Genomic DNA, 23,033 nt, shown 5'->3' with positions numbered 1-23,033 from the left:
GTGTCAAATCACTCCGGATTTTAAGGGTACAAAGAAAACGCGATCAAGCTGCGACTCGCGCCACTGCGCCGGCCCAAGGCGCTCGACGAGCGTCAGCACCTGGTTCTGGCCTTCCTGCGAGCCGACCGGCGCGATCAGGCGGCCGCCGATCGCGAGTTGTTCAAGTAATGCTTGCGGCACGTCGAGGCCCGCGGCGGCGATCAGGATCGCATCGAAAGGCGCCGCCGACGGCAGCCCCAAACGTCCGTCGCCATAGTGCAGCCGGATGTTCGGAATTCGCAGCGGACGCAAGTTTGTCTTCGCGCGCTCGGACAACGGCTTGATGCGTTCGATCGAATACACCTCGCGCGCGACCTGGCTCAGCACCGCCGCCTGATAACCGCAACCGGTGCCGATCTCGAGCACGTTGTTCAGCGCACGGCCCGTTGCGGCCAGCTCGATCATTCGCGCGACCACCGACGGCTTCGAGATGGTCTGGTGATGGCCGATTGGCAACGCCGCATCTTCGTAGGCCTGAACCGCGAGGCCGGGATCGACGAACATATGGCGCGGCACCACGGACATCGCGCTCAACACGCGCTGATCGGTGATGCCGTTCGCACGCAGGCGTTCGACCATGCGTTCGCGAACCCGTTCCGACGTCAATGCGGTTGCACGGTTCAGCGCGACGTTCGGCGCGGCGCCGCGCTCGTTCGAGCGGCTTGTCACGGACTTGGCGGCCGGCGAGGACGGTGCAGAGGAACTCACGGCCTTGCTCGCGGCTCGCGTAGACGACGACGCTGCACCCTTCACCGCGGACGACGGACGCGCGCCCGTGCTCTGCGCAATCGGCCGCGCCGGCGTCTTCACCGCAGGCGCGGCGAGCGCCCTGGGCGGCGTCACGATGAGCGGCCTCGCTGGCGTGCCGGCCGGCAATCTGTCCGCGACCGAAGCCGGCGCTCTCGCCTGCTTCGGCTGCGTCTTGCCAGCCGAACCGGGCTGCCCATGCTTCGCCGGCTGCTGCCGCGCATTGAGCGCGGCACTCGCGGCAAGCGCCGCCGCGCGCACTTCCCCTGGACGGCCTTCGGGCCGGCGCGGCTCGCGCACCAGATCTTCGAGGCCGAGTGGAAAGCGCTTCGCGCGCTCGCTCGTCATGAAGCGCCGCTGCCCGCACGCGCCCAGTCGTGTGCGGCCGGGAGCATTTGCGTGTGCGTCAGATCGAGCTGCAGCGGCGTGATCGACACATGGCCGTTCGCGACTGCGTGGAAATCCGTCCCTTCGCTCGCATCGCGCGCGCTGCCCGACGGCCCGATCCAGTAGATCGGCTCGCCGCGCGGATTGGTCTGCCGGATGACCGGCTGCGACGGATGCCGCTTGCCCAGACGAGTGACGCGCCAGTCGCGCAGTTGCTCGTACGGCAGGTTCGGAATGTTGACGTTCAGAAGGGGATGCCCCGGCAGCGGATGCGCGAGGTAATGCGCGACGATTTCCGCGGCGACGCGCACCGCGTCTTCGAGATGCACCCAGTCTTTATCGACGAGCGAAAACGCGATGGCCGGCACGCCGAACATGATGCCTTCGGTAGCCGCCGCGACGGTGCCCGAATAGAGCGTGTCCTCGCCCATGTTCTGGCCGTTGTTGATGCCCGAGACGACGAGGTCCGGCGTGTGGTCGAGCATGCCCGTCAACGCAATGTGCACCGAGTCGGTCGGCGTGCCGTTCACGTAGTAGAAACCATTGGCCGAGCGCAAAACCGAAAGCGGCCGCGACAAGGTCAGGGAATTCGACGCGCCGCTGCAGTTCTGCTCGGGCGCCATCACGGTCACGTCGGCGAGCGGCTTGAGCGCTTCGTAAAGCGCGCCGAGGCCGGGCGCCAGGTAACCGTCGTCGTTGCTGAGTAGGATTCGCATGCGGCGATTGTAACCGAGGAAAGATGGCGCGCGAACGACACGGCAAGCGCGTTGCGCAGGCCACGCAAAGCGCTTGCGCTGGTGTGTGAATGCGGGCTTGTTGTCTTGTCCCTATGCGCTCGTGAGCAGCGCAGTAAATGCAGATCGATGCGCGGCGCCCTGCTGCCGCCAGACCGCGAACCCGCGAAACGTACGGTCGTGCGCATGCATTACACTCGAAGCCATTGCGAACTCTGATCGAATGGAGACACGATGCGCGCGATTCGCTGCAATCAGTACGGCCCGCCGGAGAGCCTCACCGTCGAAGAGTTGCCTGATCTGGAACCGCCGCCAGGGCATGTCGTGATCGACGTGAAGGCGGCCTCCGTCAACTTTCCCGATGTGCTGATCATCCAGAACAAGTATCAGTTCAAGCCGCCACTGCCTTTTACGCCAGGCTCGGAAGTCGCGGGCATCGTGCGCGCGGTCGGTGCGGGGGTCACGCAGTTCACGCCCGGCTCCCGCGTGGTCGCGTTCACGGGCTCGGGCGGCTTCGCGCAGCAGGCGCTTGCGAGCGAGTCGGCCTGCGTGCCGCTCGCCGAAGACGTCGACCTCGAACTGGCCGCGGCCTTCACGCTCGCGTATGGCACGTCGCATCACGCGGTGGTCGACCGCGCCGCGCTGCAAGCCGGCGAGACGATGCTCGTGCTGGGCGCGGCGGGCGGCGTGGGACTCGCGGCTGTGGAAATCGGCAAGGCGCTCGGCGCGCGCGTGATCGCGGCGGCGTCGAGCGATGAAAAGCTCGCGGTGTGCTTGCAACATGGCGCCGACGCGACGATCAACTACGCGACCGAGGACCTGCGCGAGCGCATCAAGACGCTCACCGACGGCAAAGGCCCGGACGTGATCTACGATCCGGTCGGCGGCGTGTATGCGGAGCCGGCGTTTCGCAGCATCGGCTGGCGCGGTCGCTACCTGGTGGTCGGCTTCGCGAACGGCGAGATTCCGAAGCTGCCGCTCAATCTGACGCTGCTCAAAGGCGCGAGCGTGGTCGGCGTGTTCTGGGGAGACTTTGCGAAGCGCGAGCCCGAGCGCAATCATGCGGCGTTCCGGCAGATGGTCGGCTGGATCGGCGAAGGCAAGCTCAAGCCGCATGTGTCCGCGCGTTATCCGCTCGATGAAACGGCGCGCGCGCTGCGCGATATGGCCGAGCGTCGCGTGATCGGCAAGGTGGTGATCACGCCGTAGCCGGCCTCGCTGAGACGCGGCGCTCGCTCAAACAAAAACAGCGTGCGGCTCTGCGAGCCCACGCTGTTTTTTTTGCGCTGTGAAGTTTACGGCGCCTACAGCTTTTCGGTGTCTCCGGTCTTTGGCTGCCACTTCATCAGATGCCGCTCGCCGACGCCGACGATCGCATCGAGAATCAGCGCGAACGCGGTCAACACGAGAATGCCGGCGAACACGGTGTTGATGTCGAACGTGCCTTCGGCCTGCAGGATCAGATAGCCGACGCCGCGCGCGGAGCCGAGGTACTCGCCCACCACCGAGCCCACGAACGCGAGACCCACCGACGTGTGCAAGCTCGAAAAGACCCAGCTCATCGCGCTCGGCAAATAGACATAGCGCAGCAGTTGCTTGCCGTTTGCGCCGAGCATGCGCGCGTTCGCGAGCACGACCGGACTCACTTCCTTCACGCCCTGATAGACGTTGAAGAACACGATGAAGAACACCAGCGTGACGCCAAGCGCGACCTTCGACCAGATGCCAAGACCGAACCACACGCCGAAGATCGGCGCGAGAATCACGCGCGGCATTGAGTTCGCGGCCTTGATGTACGGATCGAACAGCGCGCTCGCAAGCGGCGACAGCGCGAGCCATAAACCAACGCCGAGTCCGAGCGCCGTGCCGAGCGCAAACGCGAGCACGGTCTCGAGCAGCGTGATCCACAGGTGCAGATAGATCTCGCCGGTTGTGAACCATTCCCAGATCCGCAGCAAGACTTTTTGCGGTTCGCCGAAGAAGAAAGCCGCCTTGTTCGGATCGTCGAAATAAAACGCGGGCAGCAGTGTCGGGCTCGTCAGCACGTACCAGAGCACGAAGCACAGCACGAGCAGCAGCCACTGCCAGATCACCAGATTCGCCCGGTTCGGGCGCAACGTCTTCCACATGACTCGGTTTGCCTCGGTTTGGCTTGGACGGTTGATAGACGTAAAGCGCGTTGCGTTCAGAGAGCGTTCAATGAGACGTCATACAGCGGTGAGTTGCTGTTGATAGCCTTTTAGCACCTCGTCGCGCAGCACGCTCCAGATCTGCGCGTGCAACTCGACGAAGCGCGGATGCGAACGGATTTCGGCGACGTCGCGCGGACGCGGCAAGTCGATCGTGAATTCGCCGATCGGATGCGTGCCCGGTCCCGCCGAGAGAACGACCACGCGATCCGACATCGCAATGGCCTCGTCGAGATCGTGCGTGATGAAAAGCACGGCCTTGCGTTTTGCCGCCCACAGGTCTAGCAACTCGTTTTCCATGAGTTGCCGCGTCTGGATGTCGAGCGCGGAAAACGGCTCGTCCATCAGGATGATGTCGGGGTCGAGAATCAGCGTCTGCGCCATCGCGACGCGCTTGCGCATGCCGCCCGACAATTGATGCGGATAGCGGTCGCCGAAACCGCCGAGACCCACGCGCTTGAGCCACTCCTCGGCTTTGGCACGCGCTTCCTGCTGCGCCACGCCGTGAAACGCGAGGCCGGCGATCACGTTGTCGATAGCGGAGCGCCACGGCATCAACGCGTCGGCCTGGAACATGTAGCCCGCGCGCCGGTTGATGCCGTTCAACGGCTCGCCGAATACGCTGACCGTACCCGCCGACGGCCCGAGCAAGCCCGCGCCGACATTCAGCAACGTGGACTTGCCGCAGCCGGTCGGGCCGACCACCGAGACGAACTCGCCGGGCGCGATCCGCAACGTGGTGTCCTTGACCGCCGTATAGCGCTGCGCGCGGTTGTCGCGCGCGGCGAAGGTGCAAGTGATGTTTTCGAGCGCCAGAGCTGCAACGGTCATGGTTCGACTCGCTTCGAGGATCGGTTGTTCGATGATAGGCTGACACGCGCCGCGCGCGGCATGTCGTCGTCGCGCGGCGCTCGAAGTTTTACGCCTTGACGGTGCTGAGCGCTTTCTTGACGAAGTCGTTGGTCCACGTCTTCGACACGTCGATCGGCTTGCCCTGCACGGTCGCGTCGAACGCCTGCAAGGTCTTGAGCGCGGTGCCGGGGCCGTCGGTCGGCATGAGGCCGTCGGGCGACATGGCTTCCTTGACGTGCTGCCATGCGTCGAGATAAACGGCGCGATCGCCGAGCAGATAGCTCTCCGGCACGGTGTTGATCAACTCGGTGCCGGTCGCCGTCTGCAGCCACTTCAGCGCGCGCACCATTGCATTGGTCAGCGCCTGCGTGGTGTTCGGATTCTTCGTGATGAAGCTTTGCGACGCATACAGGCAGCCTGCCGGCATGTCGCCGCCGAATACGCTGCGCGTATCGGCAAGCGTGCGCGTGTCGGAGACGATACGAATGTCGCCGGTGCGTTCGAGCTTGGTCATCACCGGGTCGAGGTTCGCCAGCGCGTCGATCTGGCCGGACTGCAGCGCGGCAATCGCGCCCGCGCCCGCACCCACGCCGATGAACGCGACGTCTTTCGCGGTCAGCCCGCCCTTGGCCAGCACGAAGCTCGCCATGATCGACGTCGACGATCCGGGCGCGGTCACGCCGATCTTCTTGCCACGCAGATCGGCGATCGACTTGTAGTTGGGCATCGTCTTCTTCGACACCGCGAGCACGATTTGCGGCGCGCGTCCTTGCAGCACGAATTCGCGGAACGACTGCTTTTGCGCCTGCAACAGCAGCGTGTGTTCGAACGCGCCGGACACCACATCGGCGCTGCCGCCCACCGCCGCCTTCAACGCTTGCGAGCCGCCGGCGAAGTCGGAGATTTCGACGTCGAGTCCTTCGTCCTTGAAGTAATTGCGGCGCTCGGCAATCGTGAGCGGCAAATAATAAAAGAGGTTCTTTCCGCCGACGGCAATGGCCACCTTCGTGGTTTCCAGTTTGCCCTGTGCGAAGGCGAGCGGCGTGGCCGTGAGCGTGGCGCCGGCAAGCGCGGCCGTACCGGCGAGGAAGCTTCTGCGATGCATGTTGGTTGTCTCCGAGGCTCTTGCAATTCTGCTGTTGCGATTTTATTGGCAGGTTGCTGCTTGCGTTGTGCGTGCGTGCGCGGCGTTCATGTGTCGGTCACATGGCTCACATGGCGCTCATGTCTCTCACGCCGCACTCACACAACTTGTTGCGCATGCAACCTTGCGATGTGGTCTGCATCATAACCTAGCGACTGCAGGACTTCATCCGTATGTTCACCCAGTTCGGGGCCGAGCCAGCGCGTTTCGCCGGGCGTCGCCGAGAGCTTCGGCGTGACCGCGGGCAGCGTGATCTCGCGGCCGTCCTGCCACTTGAAGCGCTGAATCATCTGACGCGCGAGGTACTGCGGATCGGTGAACATATCGGCCACGCTGTAGATGCGCCCCACCGGCACGTCGGCGGCGTTGAGCACTGCGAGCGCTTCGTCGATGGTGCGCGGCGCGAGCCACTCGGCGATCGCCGCGTCGATTTCCCCGGTGCGCGGCACGCGGCCGTCGTTGTGTGCGAGAGCGGGATCGTTGGCGAGATCCTCGCGTTCAATGGCAATCATCAGCCGCCTGAAAATCGGATCGCTATTGCCGCCAATCACGATGCTGCCGTCGCGGCAAGGGTACGTATTCGACGGCACGATGCCCGGCAGCGACGCGCCGGTGCGCTCGCGCACCATGCCGTACACGCCGTATTCGGGCACCACGCTTTCCATCATGTTGAAGACGGCCTCGTACAACGCGACGTCGACGACCTGCCCTTTGCCGCCGTTCACCTGCTTGTGATGCAGCGCCATCAGCGCGCCGATCACGCCGTGCAGCGCCGCAATCGAATCGCCGATCGAAATGCCGATGCGCGGCGGCGGCAATTCGGGGTAGCCGGTGATATGACGCAGACCGCCCATCGACTCGGCGATCGCACCGAAGCCAGGCCGATCGCGATACGGCCCGGTCTGGCCGTAACCGGAAAGCCGCACCATCACGAGTCCCGGATTTTCCGCCGATAGCACGTCGTAACCGAGCCCCAGCTTTTCGAGCAAGCCAGGCCTGAAATTCTCGACGACGATGTCTGCTTCACGCGCGAGGCGGCGCACGATCTCCTTGCCCTCCTCGGCCTTCAGGTTGATCGTGACGGACTTCTTGTTGCGCGCCTGCACGGCCCACCAGAGCGACATGCCGCCGACTTCCGGATAAAGCTTGCGCCACTTGCGCAGCGGATCGCCGCCTTTCGGATCTTCGATCTTGATGACGTCGGCGCCGAACTCGCCGAGAAAGCGCGCGGCGAATGGGCCGGCGATCAGGGTGCCGAGCTCGAGGACTTTGACGCCGGCGAGCGGGCCAGCGCCGGGTGGGTTTTGCGGCGCGCCGTTCGCGCCCGAATCGGGAGTTGCGCTCATAGTCTCCTTCTCTGTTTTTGCTGTTTTGGCTGTTTCGGCGGCAGCGCTGGCGCCCACTCGTGCGGCTTGCCGCTACATCGAGCGGCGGTCAAGCATCGCGCGCGCGATGGTGCCCGCGTCGACGTATTCCAGTTCGCCGCCCACCGGCACGCCGCGGGCGAGGCGCGTGACGGCCAGACCGCGCGCCTTCAGCGTTTGCCCGAGATAGTGCGCGGTGGCCTCGCCCTCGTTGGTGAAGTTGGTGGCCAGCACGACTTCTTTAACGATGCCGTCCGACGCGCGCTTCACCAGCCGGTCGAAATGTATCTCCTTCGGGCCGATGCCGTCGAGCGGACTCAGACGCCCCATCAGCACGAAGTAGAGGCCGCGATAGGTCATGGTCTGCTCGAGCATGATCTGATCGGCGGGCGTCTCGACGACGCACAGCAACGTTGGATCGCGCTCCGAATCGAGGCACACTTCACAGATCTGCGCTTCGGTGAAGGTGTTGCACTTCTCGCAGTGCTGCAGATGCTCGGTCGCGAACAGCAACGCGCGACCGAGCTTCTCGGCGCCGTCGCGGTCGTGCTGCATCAGATGGTAGGCCATGCGTTGCGCGGACTTCGGCCCGACTCCAGGCAGCACGCGCAGCGCTTCGACGAGCGCCGACAAGGCGGAAGGTTGTTTCATGCGGATCGGCGTCGAGGTGAGTGAGGCCCGGGAATGCGGATTGGAACGCGTTTTTTGCGAACGTGGTACGAGCTTGTTTCAGCGGGCAAAGCTACGCGTGGCGATCTGCCGGCAGGTGGCATGGAGCGGCTCTTCACCGGCGAGTCTGGTCAGACAGCGCGCGGCAGCAAACGGCAACGATGCGCAACCAGGCGCGTCCGCGGTCGTCTCGCGAGGCGCACGGTCAGGCATCGCGCGGTGGGACCGACCACGAGTTCGACGCGTGCCGCGCTCTGCGTCGGCCCTCTTTACTCAGCCGCTTTGTGCACGCCCGGCAGACGACGTTGCCAGTTTGCCGCGTCGCCTGGAAGCGTCGCTTAGAACGGCAGTTTGAAGCCGGGCGGCAGCGGCAGGCCCGAGGTCATTCCGCCCATCTTTTCCTGCGCGGTCGCTTCGGCCTTGCGAACGGCGTCGTTGAATGCAGCGGCGACGAGGTCTTCGAGCATGTCCTTGTCGTCGGCGAGCAGGCTCGGATCGATCGACACGCGACGCACGTCGTTCTTGCAGGTCATCGTCACCTTGACGAGACCGGCGCCCGACTGCCCTTCGACTTCGATCTGAGCGAGCTGCTCCTGCATCTTCTTCATGTTTTCCTGCATCTGCTGAGCCTGTTTCATCAGCCCGGCGAGTTGACCTTTCATCATGGAAATGCTCCTTCTTGATAGCGTGAAATTCGGGAATCGGGCGCGCTTTTAATGTGCTTGCGTTCAGCGGCGCGGCGAATCAGTGAACCTGGGACGCGCCGTTCTGGCCGGCGTCGGGAGTAATCGGGCGGATCGAGCCCGGCACGATGCTCGCGTCGAATTCGCGGATCAGCGACTGCACGAACGGATCGGCGCTGATCTCGCGCTCGGCTTCCTGCTGACGTTGCGCGCGCATTGCGGCGTCGTGAGCGGCTGCAGTGCGGCGGGCCGGGCCGACTTCGACCACCACGTCGACATGCTGGCCGAGCTTGTCGGCGAGCGCCGCCTTGAGCTTCGCGACCTGCGAGGTTTCCGCGTACTGCGGCACGGGCACGTTGAGTTTGAGCGTGTTGCCTTCGAGCGCCATCAGTTCGCTGTTGAACGCAAGCTGATACGAAATGCCCTTGAGCGGCAGATCGACGGCGAGCGCCGGCCAGTCGCCGTTGAAGCCCAGCGGGTCGAGCGGCACGGCGGGCGGCAGCGGACGCCGATCGACGGCCGGTGCCGGTGCGGACGGTGCCGACGCGTTCACGCGGACGTCGTCCGGACCGCTGTCGAACACAGGCATGTAGTTGTCGTCGGGCGGGCCGTAGTAGCCGTCGTCCGATGCGGAAAGCGGCATGTAGTCGTCGGGCGGCATGTCGTCCCACGGCGGAACCGGCGAGCCGTTTTGCTGCGCGTCGTTGCGGGTCGCTGATTGCGCTGATTGCGCTGATTGCGCTGATTGCGCTGATTGCGCTGATTGCGCTGATTGCGCTGATTGTGCTGATCGTGCTGGTTGCGCTGGTTGCGGTGGCTGCGTCGACTGAGCCGATTGCGCTGACGCGCGCACGGTCGACGCGGGCGGCTGCTGCGCAGCAGCGCCGCGCGGCGCGCCGGGCGTGGGCACGGGGACTACCACGCGTGGCGCGGCTGGCTTCGGTGTTGCCGGCGCCGCGGTTTTCGCGGCCGTGGCGGCACTCGCGCGGCCACGATCGGACGATACCTTCAACCCGGCGCTGCGCAGAACGTCGAGCGCTGCGCTCGCACCGCCCGCGCGACGCGGCGGCATTTCAGATTCGGCTGCGGCGGCGTTGTGGCCTGCGGCTTGATCGACCGCTTCGCTCGCGCGTGCGAACGCGGCGGCGGCGGGCGGGTTCAATGCGGCGGGAGGCGCATCCTCGGCGAGCTTTGTGTCGGTGGAGGCGGAGTCGGATGCAGTGGTAGTTGCTGTGTCGGGTGCGGACGGCTGCGCCGTATTCAAAGGTGTCGGCGCAGAAGACGCCTGTCCGGCATCAGAAGATGCGGTGGCGGATGCCTGCCCCACTTCCGAAGATCCGGTGGCGGATGCCGTTTCCGATGATCCGGCGGCGGATACCTGCGCCGCGTCGGAAGGCCGCGCGGCGGATGCCTGCGCCGCATCGGAAGACGCAGTGCCAGCGGATGCAGAAGCAGAGGCATCCGATGCGTCTGCGGCGGCGCGTCTATCAGCTACGGGCTCAGCCGGCGCGTCCTCCCACGGCGCCAACGGCGGCGCGGCAGCGGCCTGCGCTGCGGCAGGCGTTGCGCTGGACGGCGCGGACGCCGGAGCACTTGCCGCCGATCGCTCCAATTCTGCGCTCTCTACCACTGACGAAGAGGCGGCCTCGACCGCTGACTCAGACGCCGCAGCCGCTGTACGCGCTACATCGTGCGCCGCACGCTCCGCCGCATTCCCGCCATCCTGCCCCGCTGCGGACTGCGCATCCCGCCCAGCGGGCTCCATCGAATCGGCTCGACGAACCGGCTCGGCTAACGCAGCGGGTTCGGAAGACACCTTAGCTGCCACATCTCGCGACTCACCAACCGGCGACGCAGCCGCAGCAACGCCGCCCACCCCCGCCCTGCCCGCCCCGCCCATCGACGCAACACTCCCAGGCGAAGCCAACGCGCGTGGCTGCGCGGCCACCGCCGGCGCGCCCGCCCGCTTCGATCCACCCGCGCCCGCCTGCCCGGCTTGCGCACCAGACCCCGCGACGCCGCCACCGCCGCCCGTCGGCGCCGGCTCGAAAGCCAGCATGCGCAGCAGCGTCATCGTGAAGCCCGCGTATTCGTCGGGCGCGAGGCCGAGCTCGCTTCGTCCGATCGTCGCGATCTGATAGAACAACTGCACCTGCTCGGCGCTGAGCGTCTCGGCGAAACGCCGCAAATCGCCGGCTTCGGGCCATTCATCCAGTACCGACGACGGCGCGAACTGCGCCCACGCAATCCGATGCAGCAAGCTCGCGAGATCCTGCAGCGCCGTGGAAAACGACAGACTGCGCAGCGCCATTTCGTCGGCAATCGTGAGCACCGTTGCGCCGTCGCCCTGCGCGAGCGCATCGAGCAGGCGAATCAGGTAGCTCTGATCGAGCGCGCCGAGCATGCCGCGCACGGCTTCTTCATTGACCTGATTCGCCGAGTAGGCGATCGCCTGATCCGTCAGCGACAGCGCGTCGCGCATCGAACCGTCGGCGGCACGCGCGAGCAGACGCAACGCCTGCGCCTCGTAAGGCACTTTCTCTTCGCCGAGAATGTGTTCGAGGTGCGAGACGATATGGCCGGCCGGCATCTGCTTCAGATTGAACTGCAGACAGCGCGACAGCACCGTGACCGGAATCTTCTGCGGATCGGTGGTGGCGAGAATGAACTTGACGTGCGGCGGCGGTTCTTCGAGCGTCTTCAACATTGCGTTGAAGGCGTGATTCGTCAGCATGTGCACTTCGTCGATCATGTAGACCTTGAAGCGCGCGTCGACCGGCGCGTACACCGCGCGCTCGAGCAGCGCCGCCATTTCGTCGACGCCGCGATTACTCGCCGCGTCCATCTCGACGTAATCGACAAAGCGCCCTTCATCGATCTCGCGGCACGCCCGGCACACGCCGCACGGCGTGGACGTCACGCCCGTTTCGCAATTGAGCGCCTTCGAAAAAATGCGCGACAACGTCGTCTTGCCGACGCCCCGCGTGCCGGTAAACAGATAGGCGTGATGCAGACGGCCGCCGTCGAGCGCGTGCGTGAGCGCGCGCACCACGTGCTCCTGTCCGACGAGCGACGCGAAATCCTTCGGCCGCCATTTGCGTGCGAGAACTTGATAGGTCATCCGGAAATTGTATCAGTAACAATGCCGCGCAAAACCGATTCGGCTGGCCGCGCGAACGCGCGTCGCCCGTCGATTGAAAGCGGCTAATGGAACGATAGAAAAAAATGGTCGCGCGGCGCGCAGTGCGGCTTGCGTGCGGGTCCGTGCGCGTTGCGTGCGTTGTGCAGAGAGTACGCCCACCGCCGCGCGGCAAAGGCCAAGGGCCAAGACACCGCGAGCACGCTTGCGAAGCGAACGGACGAAGCAAAGCGAACCGGCATCTGAAGTAGATGCAACGTGGGCAAACGCAAGGGGAGAAAAGCAGGACAAACAGAAAGAGGAAGGTGACGAGCCTGACCCTCGGCACTGGTGGAAAACGGCTGTGGCTGCTTCGTTCCCGACCTGACCAGGTTGACCATCCCTCCATGCGAGGAGGCCCGTCACGAAACATTCTATCATCGCGTGGCGCTTTGTGCGACTGTTAATACGACCAAACCGGCAAGCACACGCCGAATCGCGAACCCGCCGATTCGGTTGCGACGCGCGCGCCGCTCACTTGAGTTTGTCCGCCGAGCCTCCACATAGGCTACGTCGCAGTTGATGAAATACGGTGGCACTTCATCGGCAGCCGTTGGCCCCACTGCCTGTGATGACTACTATCGCCCCCGGCAACGCATAGCGAATTAAGCTAAACTGCCGTACGGATGACCCGCAAACGCGGGCCCTTTGCCGAAGCCAGAAAGTCTCGTACTTTTCAGGCGCCGGCAGCGGGGCTCCGGGTGCGGCTAAGCGAACGGAAGTTTCCCCAGGTTTTGACGTATCGTGGCGAGCAATTCAGGCGGGCCTCGAACCGATAGAGGTATTCATACAATGAGCGAACAAATCAAGCATATTAGCGACGCATCGTTCGAACAGGACGTCGTGAAATCCGATAAACCCGTGCTGCTCGACTTCTGGGCTGAATGGTGCGGTCCGTGCAAGATGATCGCGCCGATCCTCGACGAAGTCGCCAAGGATTACGCCGATCGCCTGCAAATCGCCAAGATCAACGTCGACGAACATCAGTCGACGCCGGTCAAGTTCGGCGTGCGCGGCATCCCCACGCTGATCCTGTTCAAGAACGGCGCTGTCGCCGCGCAAAAGGTTGGCGCATTGTCGAAGTCGCAACTCACCGCGTTCCTCGACGGCAACCTGTAAAACAGCGGCGCGGGTGCGTCACGCGGTCCGCCCGGACCCGCGCGCGCCCGCGTTGTTCTGCTTGCTGTCCTGGCTTGCCGTGCTGTTGTCAGCCGGCAACGTTTCGAAGAAGAAAGATGCCGCGCCGGCGCACTGGCGGAAACTGGCGTGTGCTATGCTAGAATCCGCAAAACGTCGAAAAGACGTGTAAGTCCTTGAGCGGTTCCGCTCACTTCTCCTCCCAGATTCCATTTCGTCGCACCTTCTCCTGCGGGTTCTCCGTATGCATTTATCCGAGCTTAAGACTCTGCACGTGTCCGAATTGATCGAGATGGCCAATGGCCTCGAGATCGAAAGTGCGAACCGCCTGCGCAAGCAGGAATTGATGTTCGCCATTCTAAAAAAACGAGCCAAAACGGGCGACACGATTTTCGGCGACGGCACGCTCGAAGTGCTGCCGGACGGCTTCGGCTTCCTGCGTTCGCCGGAAACCTCCTATCTCGCCAGCACGGATGATATTTACATCAGCCCGTCGCAAATCCGCCGCTTCAACCTGCATACGGGCGACACGATCGAAGGCGAAGTACGCACGCCGAAAGACGGCGAACGCTATTTCGCGCTGGTGAAGGTGGACAAGGTCAACGGCCAGCCGCCGGAGGCCTCGAAGCACAAGATCATGTTCGAAAACCTGACGCCGCTGCACCCGAACAAGGTGCTGCTGCTCGAACGTGAAATGCGCGGCGAAGAAAATGTCACGGGCCGCATCATCGACATGATCGCGCCTATCGGCAAAGGCCAGCGCGGCCTGCTCGTCGCGTCGCCGAAGTCCGGCAAGACCGTGATGCTTCAGCATATCGCGCACGCCATCAAGCAGAACCATCCCGACGTCGTACTGTTTGTTCTGCTGATCGACGAACGTCCGGAAGAAGTGACGGAAATGCAGCGTTCGGTGGCGGGCGAAGTGATCGCATCCACGTTCGACGAACCCGCCGCACGTCACGTGCAGGTCGCCGAAATGGTGATCGAAAAGGCCAAGCGCCTCGTCGAAATGAAAAACGACGTGGTGATTCTGCTCGACTCCATCACGCGTCTCGCGCGCGCATACAACACGGTTGTGCCGGCTTCGGGCAAGGTGCTCACGGGCGGTGTCGACGCGAACGCGCTGCAACGGCCGAAGCGCTTCTTCGGCGCGGCGCGCAACATCGAGGAAGGCGGTTCGCTGACCATCATCGGCACGGCGCTGATCGAAACGGGCAGCCGCATGGACGACGTGATTTACGAAGAGTTCAAGGGCACCGGCAACATGGAAGTGCACCTGGAACGCCGCCTCGCCGAGAAGCGCGTGTATCCGTCGATCAATCTGAACAAGTCCGGCACGCGTCGCGAAGAACTGCTGATCAAGCCCGAAGTGCTGCAAAAAATCTGGGTGCTGCGCAAGTTCATTCACGACATGGACGAAGTCGAGTCGATGGAATTCCTGCTCGACAAGATCCGCCAGACCAAGAGCAACTCCGAATTCTTCGACATGATGCGTCGTGGCGGCGGCAGCTAAGCTGTTTGCCGACCAACGCAGCATCGGATGTGAAAACCGCTCGTCGCCGACGAGCGGTTTTTTTTCGTCTGGCGGTTTTGCGTGAGCGTATAGGGGCAGCGTTTCGGGTCGCATCGGCCAACCTGTACGTGAACGTACAGGTTGAAGTACAATCACCCCGCCGCCACTCCGAACGCCACCGCTCATGCCGACCGAGCCGCCTGCCCTGCTGACCGTCGCCGATGCCGCCGAGCGCCTCGGCGTCACGCCGCGCACACTGAAGTACTACGAGGAGCGCGGGCTTGTTTCGCCGACGCGCAGCGAAGGCCGCTACCGTCTCTACGACGAGGACGATTTGTCGCGCTTCGGGCGCATCCTGCGTTTGCGTTCGCTCGGTTTCTCGCTGCACGGCATCACCGAAATGCTGAAACGGCCGCTCGAACCAGTGGAAGGCAAACACCGCTTTTCGACGGAATCGCTGCAGCAGATTCATGGCGCCTTGGCGGCACAAGTCGACGCGTTGAACGCGCGTATCGAAGCCATGCGCCGCGAGCTGAAGGAAGCGCAGAAACTGCGCGACGAATTGAGCCCTGATCTCGACTATCTGAAGCGCCGTCTGGCCGGCGAAAATGCGGACGCGTTGCTCGAGCAACGCCGCAACGCGCTGACAAAAAACGGCAACGCGCGTAAAACAGCGAGCGCCATTAAACCCGCCAAGGCCGACGCAAAGCCCACAGCAAAACGCGCCAAAAAACCGCGTGCCTCGGCGTCGCGCGAGCGGTCATGAACACATCGCGGGCTCACGCAGGCTGGCTCAGTGCTGACAAGCTGCGTGGCGATTTTTTCCCGTGGGTGCTCGCGGTCGTCACCGGCCTCGACTACTTCGACAATTCCGTCTTTTCGTTTTTCGCGAGCTATATCGCCGGCGGCGTGAATGCGTCGCCGGATGAACTCGTCTGGGCTTCGAGCGCGTATGCCGTGGCTGCTGTGCTCGGTATCCTGCAGCAGGAATGGTGGGTCGAGCGTTTCGGCTACCGGCGCTATGTGGCAGGCTGCATGTTGTTCTACGCGGCCGGCGCGGTGGCCGCCGCGCTCAGCGAATCGTCGGTTGAACTTGCGTTTGCGCGCGGCTTTCAGGGCTACTTCATTGGCCCGATGATGGGCACCTGCCGCATTCTGATCCAGATGAGCTTCACACCCAGAGAGCGCCCCGCCGCAACCCGCGCGTTCCTGATACTGATCGTGTTGAGCAGCGCGCTGGCGTCGTTGATCGGCGGTCAGTTGATTGGGTATTTCGGCTGGCGCGCGCTCTTTGCGTGCACGGCGCCCGTGGGCGCGCTGTTCGCCGTGCTTGCGTTCGCCGCGTTGCCCGACGCGGGCAACCGTCTGCCCGAAGAGCGTGGTTCGGCGCATTTCTGGCCGTACATCATCTTTGCGTTTGCGCAAGGCGCGCTGCAGATCGTGATGCAGCAAGTCCGCTTCCAGTTGTTCAGCGCGTCGCCCGGTCTCATTCTGCTGACGGTCGCCGGCATCGTCGCACTCGGCTGGTTCGCGTATCACCAGTGGCATCACCCCGCCCCGCTCATGCGTCTGCATGCGTTGCGCGAAAAGGTGTTTCAGGTGGGCCTCGTGCTCTACATGTTCTACTACTACCTGTCGACCGCGTTCAGCTACCTCGTGTCGCGTTTCCTCGAAAGCGGGCTGGGTTATCCGGTCGAGAATGCCGGGCAACTCGTCGGCGTCACGTCGCTGATTTCGGCGAGCGCGCTCTTCGTCTACCTTCGCTATGCAAAGCTGCTCACGCGCAAGAAGTGGATCATCGTGCCGGGCTTCGCGATCGCCGCGCTGACGGCCGCGTGGATGACGCGCATGTCGCCCGCCGCCGGCGAGGCCGCGCTCGCGGGACCGCTGCTGTTGCGCGGCCTGCTGTTATTGTTCATCGTGCTGCCGGTCGCGAACCTCACGTTCAGAATCTTCGCGATAGAAGAGTTCTCGCACGGCTACCGGCTCAAGAATGTCGTGCGCCAGTTGACCATCTCGTTTGCGACGGCGTCGGTGATCATCGTCGAGCAGCATCGGCAGGCGTTGCATCAGGCGCGCCTCGCGGAGTTTGTGAATCCGTACAATCCGGTGTTTCAGGATTCGCTGGCCGCACTTACGCGGGCGTTTTCCGCGGCCGGACATTCGCCCTCGGACGCGCATTCGCTTGCCGTCGTCGAGATCAGCCGGGCCGTGGCGCGGCAGGCGAGTTTTCTGAGTTCGCTGGACGGCTTCTATTTCCTGATCGGCATCGCGATATGCGGCGGGATTTTCGCCGCGTTGCAAAAACAGATCGACTAACGGTTTCATCGCCCATGCTTTCGAAACTCACTGGATGGCTCGGCTCACGCCGGCGCGAGCGCGCGCTGCGCGACTACGCGATCGGCGACACGCTGTGGCAAGCCACGCTCGACGGCCTGCCGTTCCTCGCGCATCTCGATGCGCCGGACCTCGCGCGCCTGCGCGAAATGAGCAGCCTGTTCATCGCGCAAAAGGAGTTCTCCACCGCGCACGAGCTCGAACTGACCGACGCGATGACCGTCGCGATCGCGGCTCAGGCGTGCTTGCCGGTGCTGAATCTGAGCCTCGACCTGTATCGCGGATGGGTCGGCGTGATCGTCTATCCGGGCGAGTTCGTGATCCGCAAGACCGTCGAGGACGAAGACGGCGTCGTCCACGAAGTCGAGCACGACGCGAGCGGCGAAGCATGGGAAGGCGGCCCCGTGATCCTGTCGTGGGAAGACGCGCAGATGACCGACGGGACGGACGCGTACAACGTGGTGATCCACGAATTCGCGCACAAGATCGACATGCTGAACGGCGAAGCGGACGGCCATCCGCCGCTCGTGCGCCGCTGGCATGCGCCGCTCGACTCAGAGGCGTGGGCGGACGTGTTCGATTCCGCCTACGACCAGTTCTGCGCCCGCGTCGACGCCGTGCCGCAGCGGCGCTGGACGCGCTTCGAGCGCGAGTCGCTGATCGATCCGTACGCCGCGGACCATCCGTCGGAATTCTTCGCGGTATGCAGCGAAGCGCTCTTCGTCAAGCCGCATGCTTTCGAGGCGGAGTATCCGGAACTGTACAGATTGCTCGCGCGCTATTACCGCCAGGACCCGGCGCGAGCCGGTCTGACGTTCGCCGCACCGTGATTTTCCGAATAGCGGCTGAATTCAGGCGGAAATGTGTCAAGAAAGCGGTCAAAAAACCTCGTCAGATTCGTCAAGCGACTGATTTTCTGGCATAATCGCCGTTTTTCGACCATAGGCAAGTGGCTCGCGCCTAAATGCGGTCCGCGCAACAGCGGCCTCACGCGGGTTGGCTACCGCCAGATTTAAGGAAAGATCATGAAAGAAGGCATTCACCCGAATTACCGCGAAGTCCTGTTCATCGACGTGTCGAACGACTTCAGGTTTGTGACGCGCTCCACGATCCAGACGCGTGAAACCGCCGAATTCAACGGCAAGACGTACCCGCTCGCCAAGATCGAAGTGTCGTCGGAATCGCATCCGTTCTACACCGGCCAGCAAAAGATCATGGACACGGCAGGCCGCGTCGAGAAGTTCCGCAACAAGTTCGGCTCGCGCGCTACCGGCAAGGCAGCAGCAAAGTAATACGCGCTTTGATCACCGCTTCGCCGGTTTCGGCCAGCAGCGGTGCAGCGAAAAGGAAGGGCAGCGCAAGCTGCCCTTTTTTGTCGCCTGCGCGCGGGCGGCTTGCGTCGCCTGGCTATGCTCACGCGCCCATCGCGCTCACGAGCGGCATCGCGCAACTCGCGCCTGAGCGCCTATGCGGGCCGATTGCAGCCCCGTTGCACGCGATTACTTGCCGTGACGCGCACAGTGCCGCCCGACTACAATGCCGGATGCTCCAATCGGGCCATCGCCGGCAGGAAGGTAGTCCGGTGACGGCTTTCGCTTATCCACTATCCCAAACCGCATGAGACCTGTCGTTCGCCTCACTGCCTCCGCGACCAGTGCGCTGCCACGCTGGCTGCTGTTGACCATCTGTATCGTCTACGCGTCGTTCGGCCTGTTCGGCCGCGATCCGTGGAAGAACGAGGACGCAGCCGGCTTCGGCGTGATGTGGACCATGGCGAACGGCAGCGCGCACGACTGGCTGCTGCCGAATCTCGTCGGCAAATACCTCACTGAAGACGGCCCGCTCGGCTACTGGCTCGGCGCGATCGCGATCCGCGTGCTGGCGCCGTGGGTCGACGCGAGCAATGCATCGCGCGTCTTCACAGGGCTGCTGTTCTGCGCGGGCTGCGCGTTCGTCTGGTATGCGGCCTACCTGCTCGGGCGGCGCGCCGAAGTGCAGCCGTTCAAATACGCATTCGGCGGCGAGCCGGAGCCGCGCGACTACGGCCGCACGCTCGCCGACGGCGCCCTGCTGATCCTGCTCGCGTGCTTCGGCCTCGCCGAACGCGGCCACGAAACGACGCCGCAACTCGCGCAATTCGTCGGCATCGCGATGCTGGTGTACGGCCTCGTGCGGATGATCGACAAGCCGATTCAGGGCGCTTCGATCTGGGGCCTCGCACTCGGCCTCGTGACGCTCGCGAGCAGCCCGGTGCTGGTCGGCGCGCTGCTGCTCGGCACCCTCGCGATGACCTTGATCGTGCGCGAAACGCGCTCGCGCTGGCTGCTGCTGGCGGGCCTGCCGATCGCTCTGGGGCTCTCCGTCGCATGGCCGATTGCCGCGCTGGCCGCGTTTCCCGTCGACGCCGTCTGGTATCTGAACCAGTGGGTGCACGTGAGCCTGAGCTCGTTCGCCGGCCCGCCCGGCTCGGTGGCGGCTTACGCGCTCAAGAACCTGCCGCTCTTCACGTGGCCCGCGTGGCCGCTCGCGCTATGGGCGTGGTTTAGCTGGTCGGGGCTGCGCCGCGGGCCGCACGTGGCGATTCCCCTTTCGGTGATCGGGCCGCTGTTCGTGCTGGTGGTGCTGCAAAGCCATCAGTCGAACCGGCTCTATATGCTGCTGCTGCCGCCGCTCGCGGTGCTGGCCACCTTCGCGCTGCCTACGCTCAAGCGCGGCGCAATCAACGCAATCGACTGGTTCGCCCTGCTCAGCTTCACGATTCTCGGCAGCTTCGTGTGGCTCGTTTATGTGGCCGGGCTGACCGGTTTCCCGCATCCGCTGGCGCGCAATCTCGCGCGTCTCGCGCCGGGCTTTGCGCCGCAGTTCAAGATTCTTTCGTTCGTCTGCGCGGTCGCGGTGACGGTGTGCTGGTTCGTGCTGGTGCAATGGCGTCTCGCGCGCCATCCGAAGGTGTTGTGGCGCAGCGTGGTGCTCTCCAGCGCGGGCACGACGCTGATGTGGGTGCTGCTCATGACCTTGTGGCTGCCGGTCGTCAACTACAGCCGGACATATAAGGACGTGGCCCAACAGATCTCGAGCCATCTGCCCGACGACTACACCTGCATATCGCCGGTGCGCCTCGGCAATGCGCAGATCGCGACCTTCGCGTATTTCGGCGACATGCACTTCGCGTTCAATGAAGATTGCGACGTGATTCTGCGTCAGGACACGCAGGACTACGGCGAGCCGAGCGCAATGTCCAACTTCGTGTGGAAGCTCGTATGGGAAGGCCGACGCGCGGCCGACCGCGACGAACGCTTCCGTCTGTATGTCCGCATCGACCGGCCGAAGCCGCCCGTCGTCAAACGGCGCAGCTGGCACAAGAAAGCCGACTGAACGACGATGCTCGCCGACCTACGGAAAATCGCAGGGCTCGCGTGGCCGGTGCTGATCGGCCAACTGGCGATCATCGCGTTCGGCGTGATCGACACGGCCATGGTCGGCCGTTATTCGGCCGTCGATCTCGCCGCGCTCGGCCTCGGCTCGTCCATCTACATTTCGGTGTACATCGGCCTGACCGGCATTCTCACGGCGCTGCAGCCGATCACCGCGCAACTCTACGGCGCGCGCCGCTATGAAGAGATCGGCGAGGAGATCCGCCAGGCGCTGTGGCTCGCGCTTGCGCTGACGGTGATCGGCTTTCTGATCCTGTTCTTTCCGGGCCATCTGCTGAAGCTCGCGCGCGTGCCGGAGGCGCTGCACGAGCGCACGGTGTCGTATCTGCGGATACTCGCGTTCGGTCTGCCCGCCGGTCTCGTCTTTCGCGTTTACGGTTCGATCAGCAATGCAGTCGGCAAGCCGCGGCTCGTGATGATTCTGCAGATCGGCGGCCTGTTGCTGAAGGTGCCGCTCAATACGTGGTTTATTTTCGGCGGTCTCGGTGTGCCGGCGCTCGGCGGCCCTGGCTGTGCGCTGGCAAGCAGCCTGATTAACTGGGCGCTCGCGCTCGTCGGCATGCTGCTGCTCACGCGCGTCGACGTGTTCACGCCCTTCGCGATCTTCCGGCGCTTTTGCTGGCCGGTCTGGCGGCGCCAGGCGGCGCAGTTGCGGCTCGGCATCCCGATGGGACTGTCGTATCTAATCGAAGTCACGTCGTACACGTTCATGGCGCTTTTCATCGCGCGCTTCGGCACGACGACGCTCGCCGGGCATCAGATCGCCGGCAACATCGGCGCGGTGTTGTACATGACGCCGCTGTCGATCGGCATTGCTTCGTCGACGCTCGTCGCTCAGGCGCTCGGCGCGCATCGCCCGGAAGCGGCGCGCACGCTGTCGCGGCACGGCATCATGATGGCCGTCGCGATCGCCTGCTGTTACGGCGTCATCGTGCTCGCGCTGCGCCCGTATGTGATCGAAGGCTATACGCCGAATGCGCAAGTCGTGGCCGCGGCGATGCCGCTCGTGCTGATCGTCGTGTGCTACCACGCGTTCGACGCGTTGCAGATCACCACCGCGTTCGTGCTGCGCGCGTACAAGGTCGCGGTCGTGCCGACCGTGATCTACGCGGTGGCGCTATGGGGCGTGGGGCTCGGCGGCGGCTATCTGCTCGGCTTCAATGTGAGCGGCACGATCCCGCCGTGGTTGACCGGCGCACGCGGCTTCTGGGTGGCCAATACCGCGAGCCTCGCGATTGCCGGCATCGGCTTGCTGCTTTACTGGCGAGTGGTCAGCAGGCGGCACGTGCGCGCGGCCGCGGCGTTGCGGGCGGATGCTGGGGTTTGATGGTGGAAGTCGCGGGCGGTCGCACTGCGGTGCGGTTGGTTGAAAGCGCGGATTGTTTCTATGTCCGCCCCCCGTACCGGGCGCGGGCGGGCCGGGCATAGGTGCAGTGCGTGTGTTGAGCGCAGGTTCCGAACGCCGGTTCCAGGCGACGACTAAACGCAGCCGCTCAAATACGCGGCCCGCATCCACCGCTTCAACCCGCATCCGCCGCTTCAACCCGCGCCTCCGCCCCTCCCGCCTCCCGATCATGCCGCTCGAAAATCTCGCGTGCGGCAAAGAGCGCGTTCAGCGCCGCCGGAAAGCCGGCATACAACGCCATCTGCATGAACACTTCGACGATTTCCTCGCGCGAGCAGCCGACATTCAGCGCTGCTTCGATATGCACCTTCAACTGCGGCTGCGCGCAGCCGAGCGTGGCAAGCGAAGCGATCGTCGCAATTTCGCGCGCGCGCAAATCGAGCTGCGGACGGCTGTAAATATCGCCGAAACCGAATTCGATCAAAAGACGCGCGAAGTCCGGTGCGATCGGCGCGAGCGCGGCGATGACCTGCTCGCCCGCCGAGCCGTCGATTTCCCTCAGCTTGTTCCAGCCTTGCGTGTAGCGGTCGTTTTGTGCGTGGTCCATGGTGAGTCCTTTTCCGAGTGTGATAGGGATGACGTGTCGTCGATCCGCCGTGTCCGGCCGCCCGCCGCGGGCGTCTGGCCGGCCGCTTCGCCTTCGTAATACGCGATCTTGTCGATGATCGCGCCGAGGTTCGTCTGCAACTCGGCGATCCGCGCCAGCACCGCATCGCGATGCGCGGCGAGCAGGTCGCGACGCGCGCCCATCGTCTGCTGACCCTCGGCCCGCAGCGCCGCGAAGGCCTGCATGCCGGCGATCGGCATGCCGGTCGCCTTCAGGCGCATCAAGAACCGCAGCCAGTCGAGGTCGGCCGGCGAGTACAGGCGATGCCCCGCCTGCGTGCGGCCGACCGCGCGAATCAGCCCGGCCTGCTCGTAATAGCGTAGCGTGTGCGTGGAGACGCCGATGGTTTCGGCGACCTGCCCGATGGTGAGTGCGTTCGACGTTTTCGACATGACAGGACTCAGGTTAGGACTTCGAGTGCACTCTAAGTCAAGCGCGCCGCGCTGTCATTCGCGCTGTCGTTTATTGCCGCTCATTCGTCGACACGGCCACGCGCGCGCGGACGATGTGAGCAATCGGCGCACAACCGCCTTATATCGAGGCAAAAGGTTTAAAGATTGTTCATGGCGATTTACTTGCCATCAATCGATCGGTATAAATCGTCGGCGTTCGCA

The 23,033-nt window shown here is 64.2% G+C and carries 20 protein-coding genes and 1 other RNA gene; 9 read left to right on the top strand and 12 right to left on the bottom strand.

What is annotated here, in order from left to right:
- Positions 1-3: 3 nt before the first annotated feature.
- Complete coding sequence (locus CUJ91_RS08165; protein WP_107707698.1) at positions 4-1,134, bottom strand: protein-L-isoaspartate(D-aspartate) O-methyltransferase; 1,131 nt, start codon at positions 1,132-1,134, stop codon at positions 4-6.
- Entirely contained in the window at positions 1,131-1,889 is a 759-nt protein-coding gene (gene surE / locus CUJ91_RS08160) for a 5'/3'-nucleotidase SurE (protein WP_053858026.1), read from the bottom strand. The genes CUJ91_RS08165 and surE overlap by 4 nt, the downstream gene beginning before the upstream one ends.
- 252 nt (positions 1,890-2,141) lie before the next feature.
- On the opposite strand from surE, the gene CUJ91_RS08155 reads away from it, so the two are divergent.
- Positions 2,142-3,116 (top strand): NADPH:quinone oxidoreductase family protein, encoded by a 975-nt coding sequence (locus tag CUJ91_RS08155; RefSeq protein ID WP_107707697.1) that lies wholly within the window; start codon positions 2,142-2,144, stop codon positions 3,114-3,116.
- A gap of 95 nt (positions 3,117-3,211) precedes the next feature.
- On the opposite strand, the gene CUJ91_RS08150 is transcribed toward CUJ91_RS08155, so the two are convergent.
- The 8 genes from CUJ91_RS08150 to ffs all read right to left on the bottom strand — a co-directional run bounded on the left by CUJ91_RS08150 (position 3,212) and on the right by ffs (position 12,350).
- Positions 3,212-4,036, bottom strand: a complete 825-nt coding sequence (locus CUJ91_RS08150) for an ABC transporter permease (RefSeq protein ID WP_006048871.1) — start codon at positions 4,034-4,036, stop codon at positions 3,212-3,214.
- A gap of 78 nt (positions 4,037-4,114) precedes the next feature.
- Positions 4,115-4,927, bottom strand: coding sequence for an ABC transporter ATP-binding protein (locus tag CUJ91_RS08145; RefSeq protein WP_006048870.1), 813 nt, complete (start codon positions 4,925-4,927; stop codon positions 4,115-4,117).
- Between the two features lie 88 nt (positions 4,928-5,015).
- A complete protein-coding gene (locus CUJ91_RS08140) occupies positions 5,016-6,053 on the bottom strand; it encodes an ABC transporter substrate-binding protein (RefSeq protein ID WP_029968283.1) in 1,038 nt (345 codons plus the stop codon).
- A gap of 137 nt (positions 6,054-6,190) precedes the next feature.
- Entirely contained in the window at positions 6,191-7,438 is a 1,248-nt protein-coding gene (locus CUJ91_RS08135) for a CaiB/BaiF CoA transferase family protein (RefSeq protein ID WP_114156071.1), read from the bottom strand.
- A 72-nt stretch (positions 7,439-7,510) separates the two neighbouring features.
- On the bottom strand, positions 7,511-8,107 hold the full coding sequence (recR, locus tag CUJ91_RS08130) for a recombination mediator RecR (protein WP_006048867.1): 597 nt from the start codon (positions 8,105-8,107) through the stop codon (positions 7,511-7,513).
- A gap of 356 nt (positions 8,108-8,463) precedes the next feature.
- On the bottom strand, positions 8,464-8,790 hold the full coding sequence (locus CUJ91_RS08125) for a YbaB/EbfC family nucleoid-associated protein (protein WP_006048866.1): 327 nt from the start codon (positions 8,788-8,790) through the stop codon (positions 8,464-8,466).
- A 79-nt stretch (positions 8,791-8,869) separates the two neighbouring features.
- Positions 8,870-11,929 (bottom strand): DNA polymerase III subunit gamma/tau, encoded by a 3,060-nt coding sequence (dnaX, locus tag CUJ91_RS08120; protein ID WP_114156070.1) that lies wholly within the window; start codon positions 11,927-11,929, stop codon positions 8,870-8,872.
- Between the two features lie 322 nt (positions 11,930-12,251).
- An RNA gene (ffs, locus tag CUJ91_RS08115) (signal recognition particle sRNA small type) lies at positions 12,252-12,350 on the bottom strand.
- Positions 12,351-12,778: 428 nt separating this feature from the next.
- Between ffs and trxA the strand changes: the two genes are divergently transcribed.
- From trxA to CUJ91_RS08075, 8 genes are all read left to right on the top strand, one after another.
- Complete coding sequence (trxA, locus tag CUJ91_RS08110; RefSeq protein WP_006048864.1) at positions 12,779-13,105, top strand: thioredoxin TrxA; 327 nt, start codon at positions 12,779-12,781, stop codon at positions 13,103-13,105.
- Between the two features lie 262 nt (positions 13,106-13,367).
- Positions 13,368-14,636: a transcription termination factor Rho gene (gene rho / locus CUJ91_RS08105; protein WP_006048863.1), complete on the top strand. Its 1,269-nt coding sequence runs from the start codon at positions 13,368-13,370 to the stop codon at positions 14,634-14,636.
- A 184-nt stretch (positions 14,637-14,820) separates the two neighbouring features.
- Complete coding sequence (locus CUJ91_RS08100) at positions 14,821-15,402, top strand: MerR family transcriptional regulator (RefSeq protein WP_107707694.1); 582 nt, start codon at positions 14,821-14,823, stop codon at positions 15,400-15,402.
- Positions 15,399-16,955, top strand: coding sequence for an MFS transporter (locus tag CUJ91_RS08095; protein WP_107707693.1), 1,557 nt, complete (start codon positions 15,399-15,401; stop codon positions 16,953-16,955). The genes CUJ91_RS08100 and CUJ91_RS08095 overlap by 4 nt, the downstream gene beginning before the upstream one ends.
- Before the next feature lie 14 nt (positions 16,956-16,969).
- Positions 16,970-17,803, top strand: a complete 834-nt coding sequence (locus CUJ91_RS08090; protein ID WP_107707692.1) for a M90 family metallopeptidase — start codon at positions 16,970-16,972, stop codon at positions 17,801-17,803.
- A gap of 195 nt (positions 17,804-17,998) precedes the next feature.
- On the top strand, positions 17,999-18,265 hold the full coding sequence (locus tag CUJ91_RS08085) for a type B 50S ribosomal protein L31 (protein WP_006048858.1): 267 nt from the start codon (positions 17,999-18,001) through the stop codon (positions 18,263-18,265).
- A gap of 325 nt (positions 18,266-18,590) precedes the next feature.
- The gene (locus tag CUJ91_RS08080; protein WP_006048857.1) at positions 18,591-20,348 is read left to right on the top strand and encodes an ArnT family glycosyltransferase; all 1,758 of its coding nucleotides are present in this window, start codon (positions 18,591-18,593) and stop codon (positions 20,346-20,348) included.
- Positions 20,349-20,354: 6 nt separating this feature from the next.
- Complete coding sequence (locus CUJ91_RS08075) at positions 20,355-21,734, top strand: MATE family efflux transporter (RefSeq protein ID WP_107707691.1); 1,380 nt, start codon at positions 20,355-20,357, stop codon at positions 21,732-21,734.
- Positions 21,735-21,927: 193 nt separating this feature from the next.
- On the opposite strand, the gene CUJ91_RS08070 is transcribed toward CUJ91_RS08075, so the two are convergent.
- Positions 21,928-22,359: a carboxymuconolactone decarboxylase family protein gene (locus CUJ91_RS08070; protein WP_006048855.1), complete on the bottom strand. Its 432-nt coding sequence runs from the start codon at positions 22,357-22,359 to the stop codon at positions 21,928-21,930.
- A complete protein-coding gene (locus CUJ91_RS08065; protein WP_053858018.1) occupies positions 22,311-22,811 on the bottom strand; it encodes a MerR family transcriptional regulator in 501 nt (166 codons plus the stop codon). Before CUJ91_RS08065 ends, CUJ91_RS08070 begins: the two co-directional genes overlap by 49 nt.
- Positions 22,812-23,033: the final 222 nt, after the last annotated feature.

This window comes from Paraburkholderia graminis (assembly GCF_003330785.1).
Lineage (GTDB): Bacteria > Pseudomonadota > Gammaproteobacteria > Burkholderiales > Burkholderiaceae > Paraburkholderia > Paraburkholderia graminis.
This window is presented reverse-complemented; position numbering and strand designations above follow the sequence as displayed.

Excerpts from the sequence above, each read along its gene's own strand:
- CUJ91_RS08075 (WP_107707691.1), top strand. The coding sequence starts at position 20,355 with ATGCTCGCCGACCTACGGAAAATCGCAGGGCTCGCGTGGCCGGTGCTG.
- CUJ91_RS08090 (WP_107707692.1), top strand. The coding sequence starts at position 16,970 with ATGCTTTCGAAACTCACTGGATGGCTCGGCTCACGCCGGCGCGAGCGC.
- CUJ91_RS08070 (WP_006048855.1), bottom strand. The coding sequence starts at position 22,359 with ATGGACCACGCACAAAACGACCGCTACACGCAAGGCTGGAACAAGCTG.
- CUJ91_RS08165 (WP_107707698.1), bottom strand. The coding sequence starts at position 1,134 with ATGACGAGCGAGCGCGCGAAGCGCTTTCCACTCGGCCTCGAAGATCTG.
- trxA (WP_006048864.1), top strand. The coding sequence starts at position 12,779 with ATGAGCGAACAAATCAAGCATATTAGCGACGCATCGTTCGAACAGGAC.
- CUJ91_RS08125 (WP_006048866.1), bottom strand. The coding sequence starts at position 8,790 with ATGATGAAAGGTCAACTCGCCGGGCTGATGAAACAGGCTCAGCAGATG.
- CUJ91_RS08135 (WP_114156071.1), bottom strand. The coding sequence starts at position 7,438 with ATGAGCGCAACTCCCGATTCGGGCGCGAACGGCGCGCCGCAAAACCCA.
- CUJ91_RS08065 (WP_053858018.1), bottom strand. The coding sequence starts at position 22,811 with ATGTCGAAAACGTCGAACGCACTCACCATCGGGCAGGTCGCCGAAACC.
- surE (WP_053858026.1), bottom strand. The coding sequence starts at position 1,889 with ATGCGAATCCTACTCAGCAACGACGACGGTTACCTGGCGCCCGGCCTC.
- CUJ91_RS08140 (WP_029968283.1), bottom strand. The coding sequence starts at position 6,053 with ATGCATCGCAGAAGCTTCCTCGCCGGTACGGCCGCGCTTGCCGGCGCC.
- CUJ91_RS08100 (WP_107707694.1), top strand. The coding sequence starts at position 14,821 with ATGCCGACCGAGCCGCCTGCCCTGCTGACCGTCGCCGATGCCGCCGAG.
- dnaX (WP_114156070.1), bottom strand. The coding sequence starts at position 11,929 with ATGACCTATCAAGTTCTCGCACGCAAATGGCGGCCGAAGGATTTCGCG.
- CUJ91_RS08080 (WP_006048857.1), top strand. The coding sequence starts at position 18,591 with ATGAGACCTGTCGTTCGCCTCACTGCCTCCGCGACCAGTGCGCTGCCA.
- recR (WP_006048867.1), bottom strand. The coding sequence starts at position 8,107 with ATGAAACAACCTTCCGCCTTGTCGGCGCTCGTCGAAGCGCTGCGCGTG.
- CUJ91_RS08145 (WP_006048870.1), bottom strand. The coding sequence starts at position 4,927 with ATGACCGTTGCAGCTCTGGCGCTCGAAAACATCACTTGCACCTTCGCC.
- CUJ91_RS08150 (WP_006048871.1), bottom strand. The coding sequence starts at position 4,036 with ATGTGGAAGACGTTGCGCCCGAACCGGGCGAATCTGGTGATCTGGCAG.
- CUJ91_RS08155 (WP_107707697.1), top strand. The coding sequence starts at position 2,142 with ATGCGCGCGATTCGCTGCAATCAGTACGGCCCGCCGGAGAGCCTCACC.
- CUJ91_RS08085 (WP_006048858.1), top strand. The coding sequence starts at position 17,999 with ATGAAAGAAGGCATTCACCCGAATTACCGCGAAGTCCTGTTCATCGAC.
- CUJ91_RS08095 (WP_107707693.1), top strand. The coding sequence starts at position 15,399 with ATGAACACATCGCGGGCTCACGCAGGCTGGCTCAGTGCTGACAAGCTG.
- rho (WP_006048863.1), top strand. The coding sequence starts at position 13,368 with ATGCATTTATCCGAGCTTAAGACTCTGCACGTGTCCGAATTGATCGAG.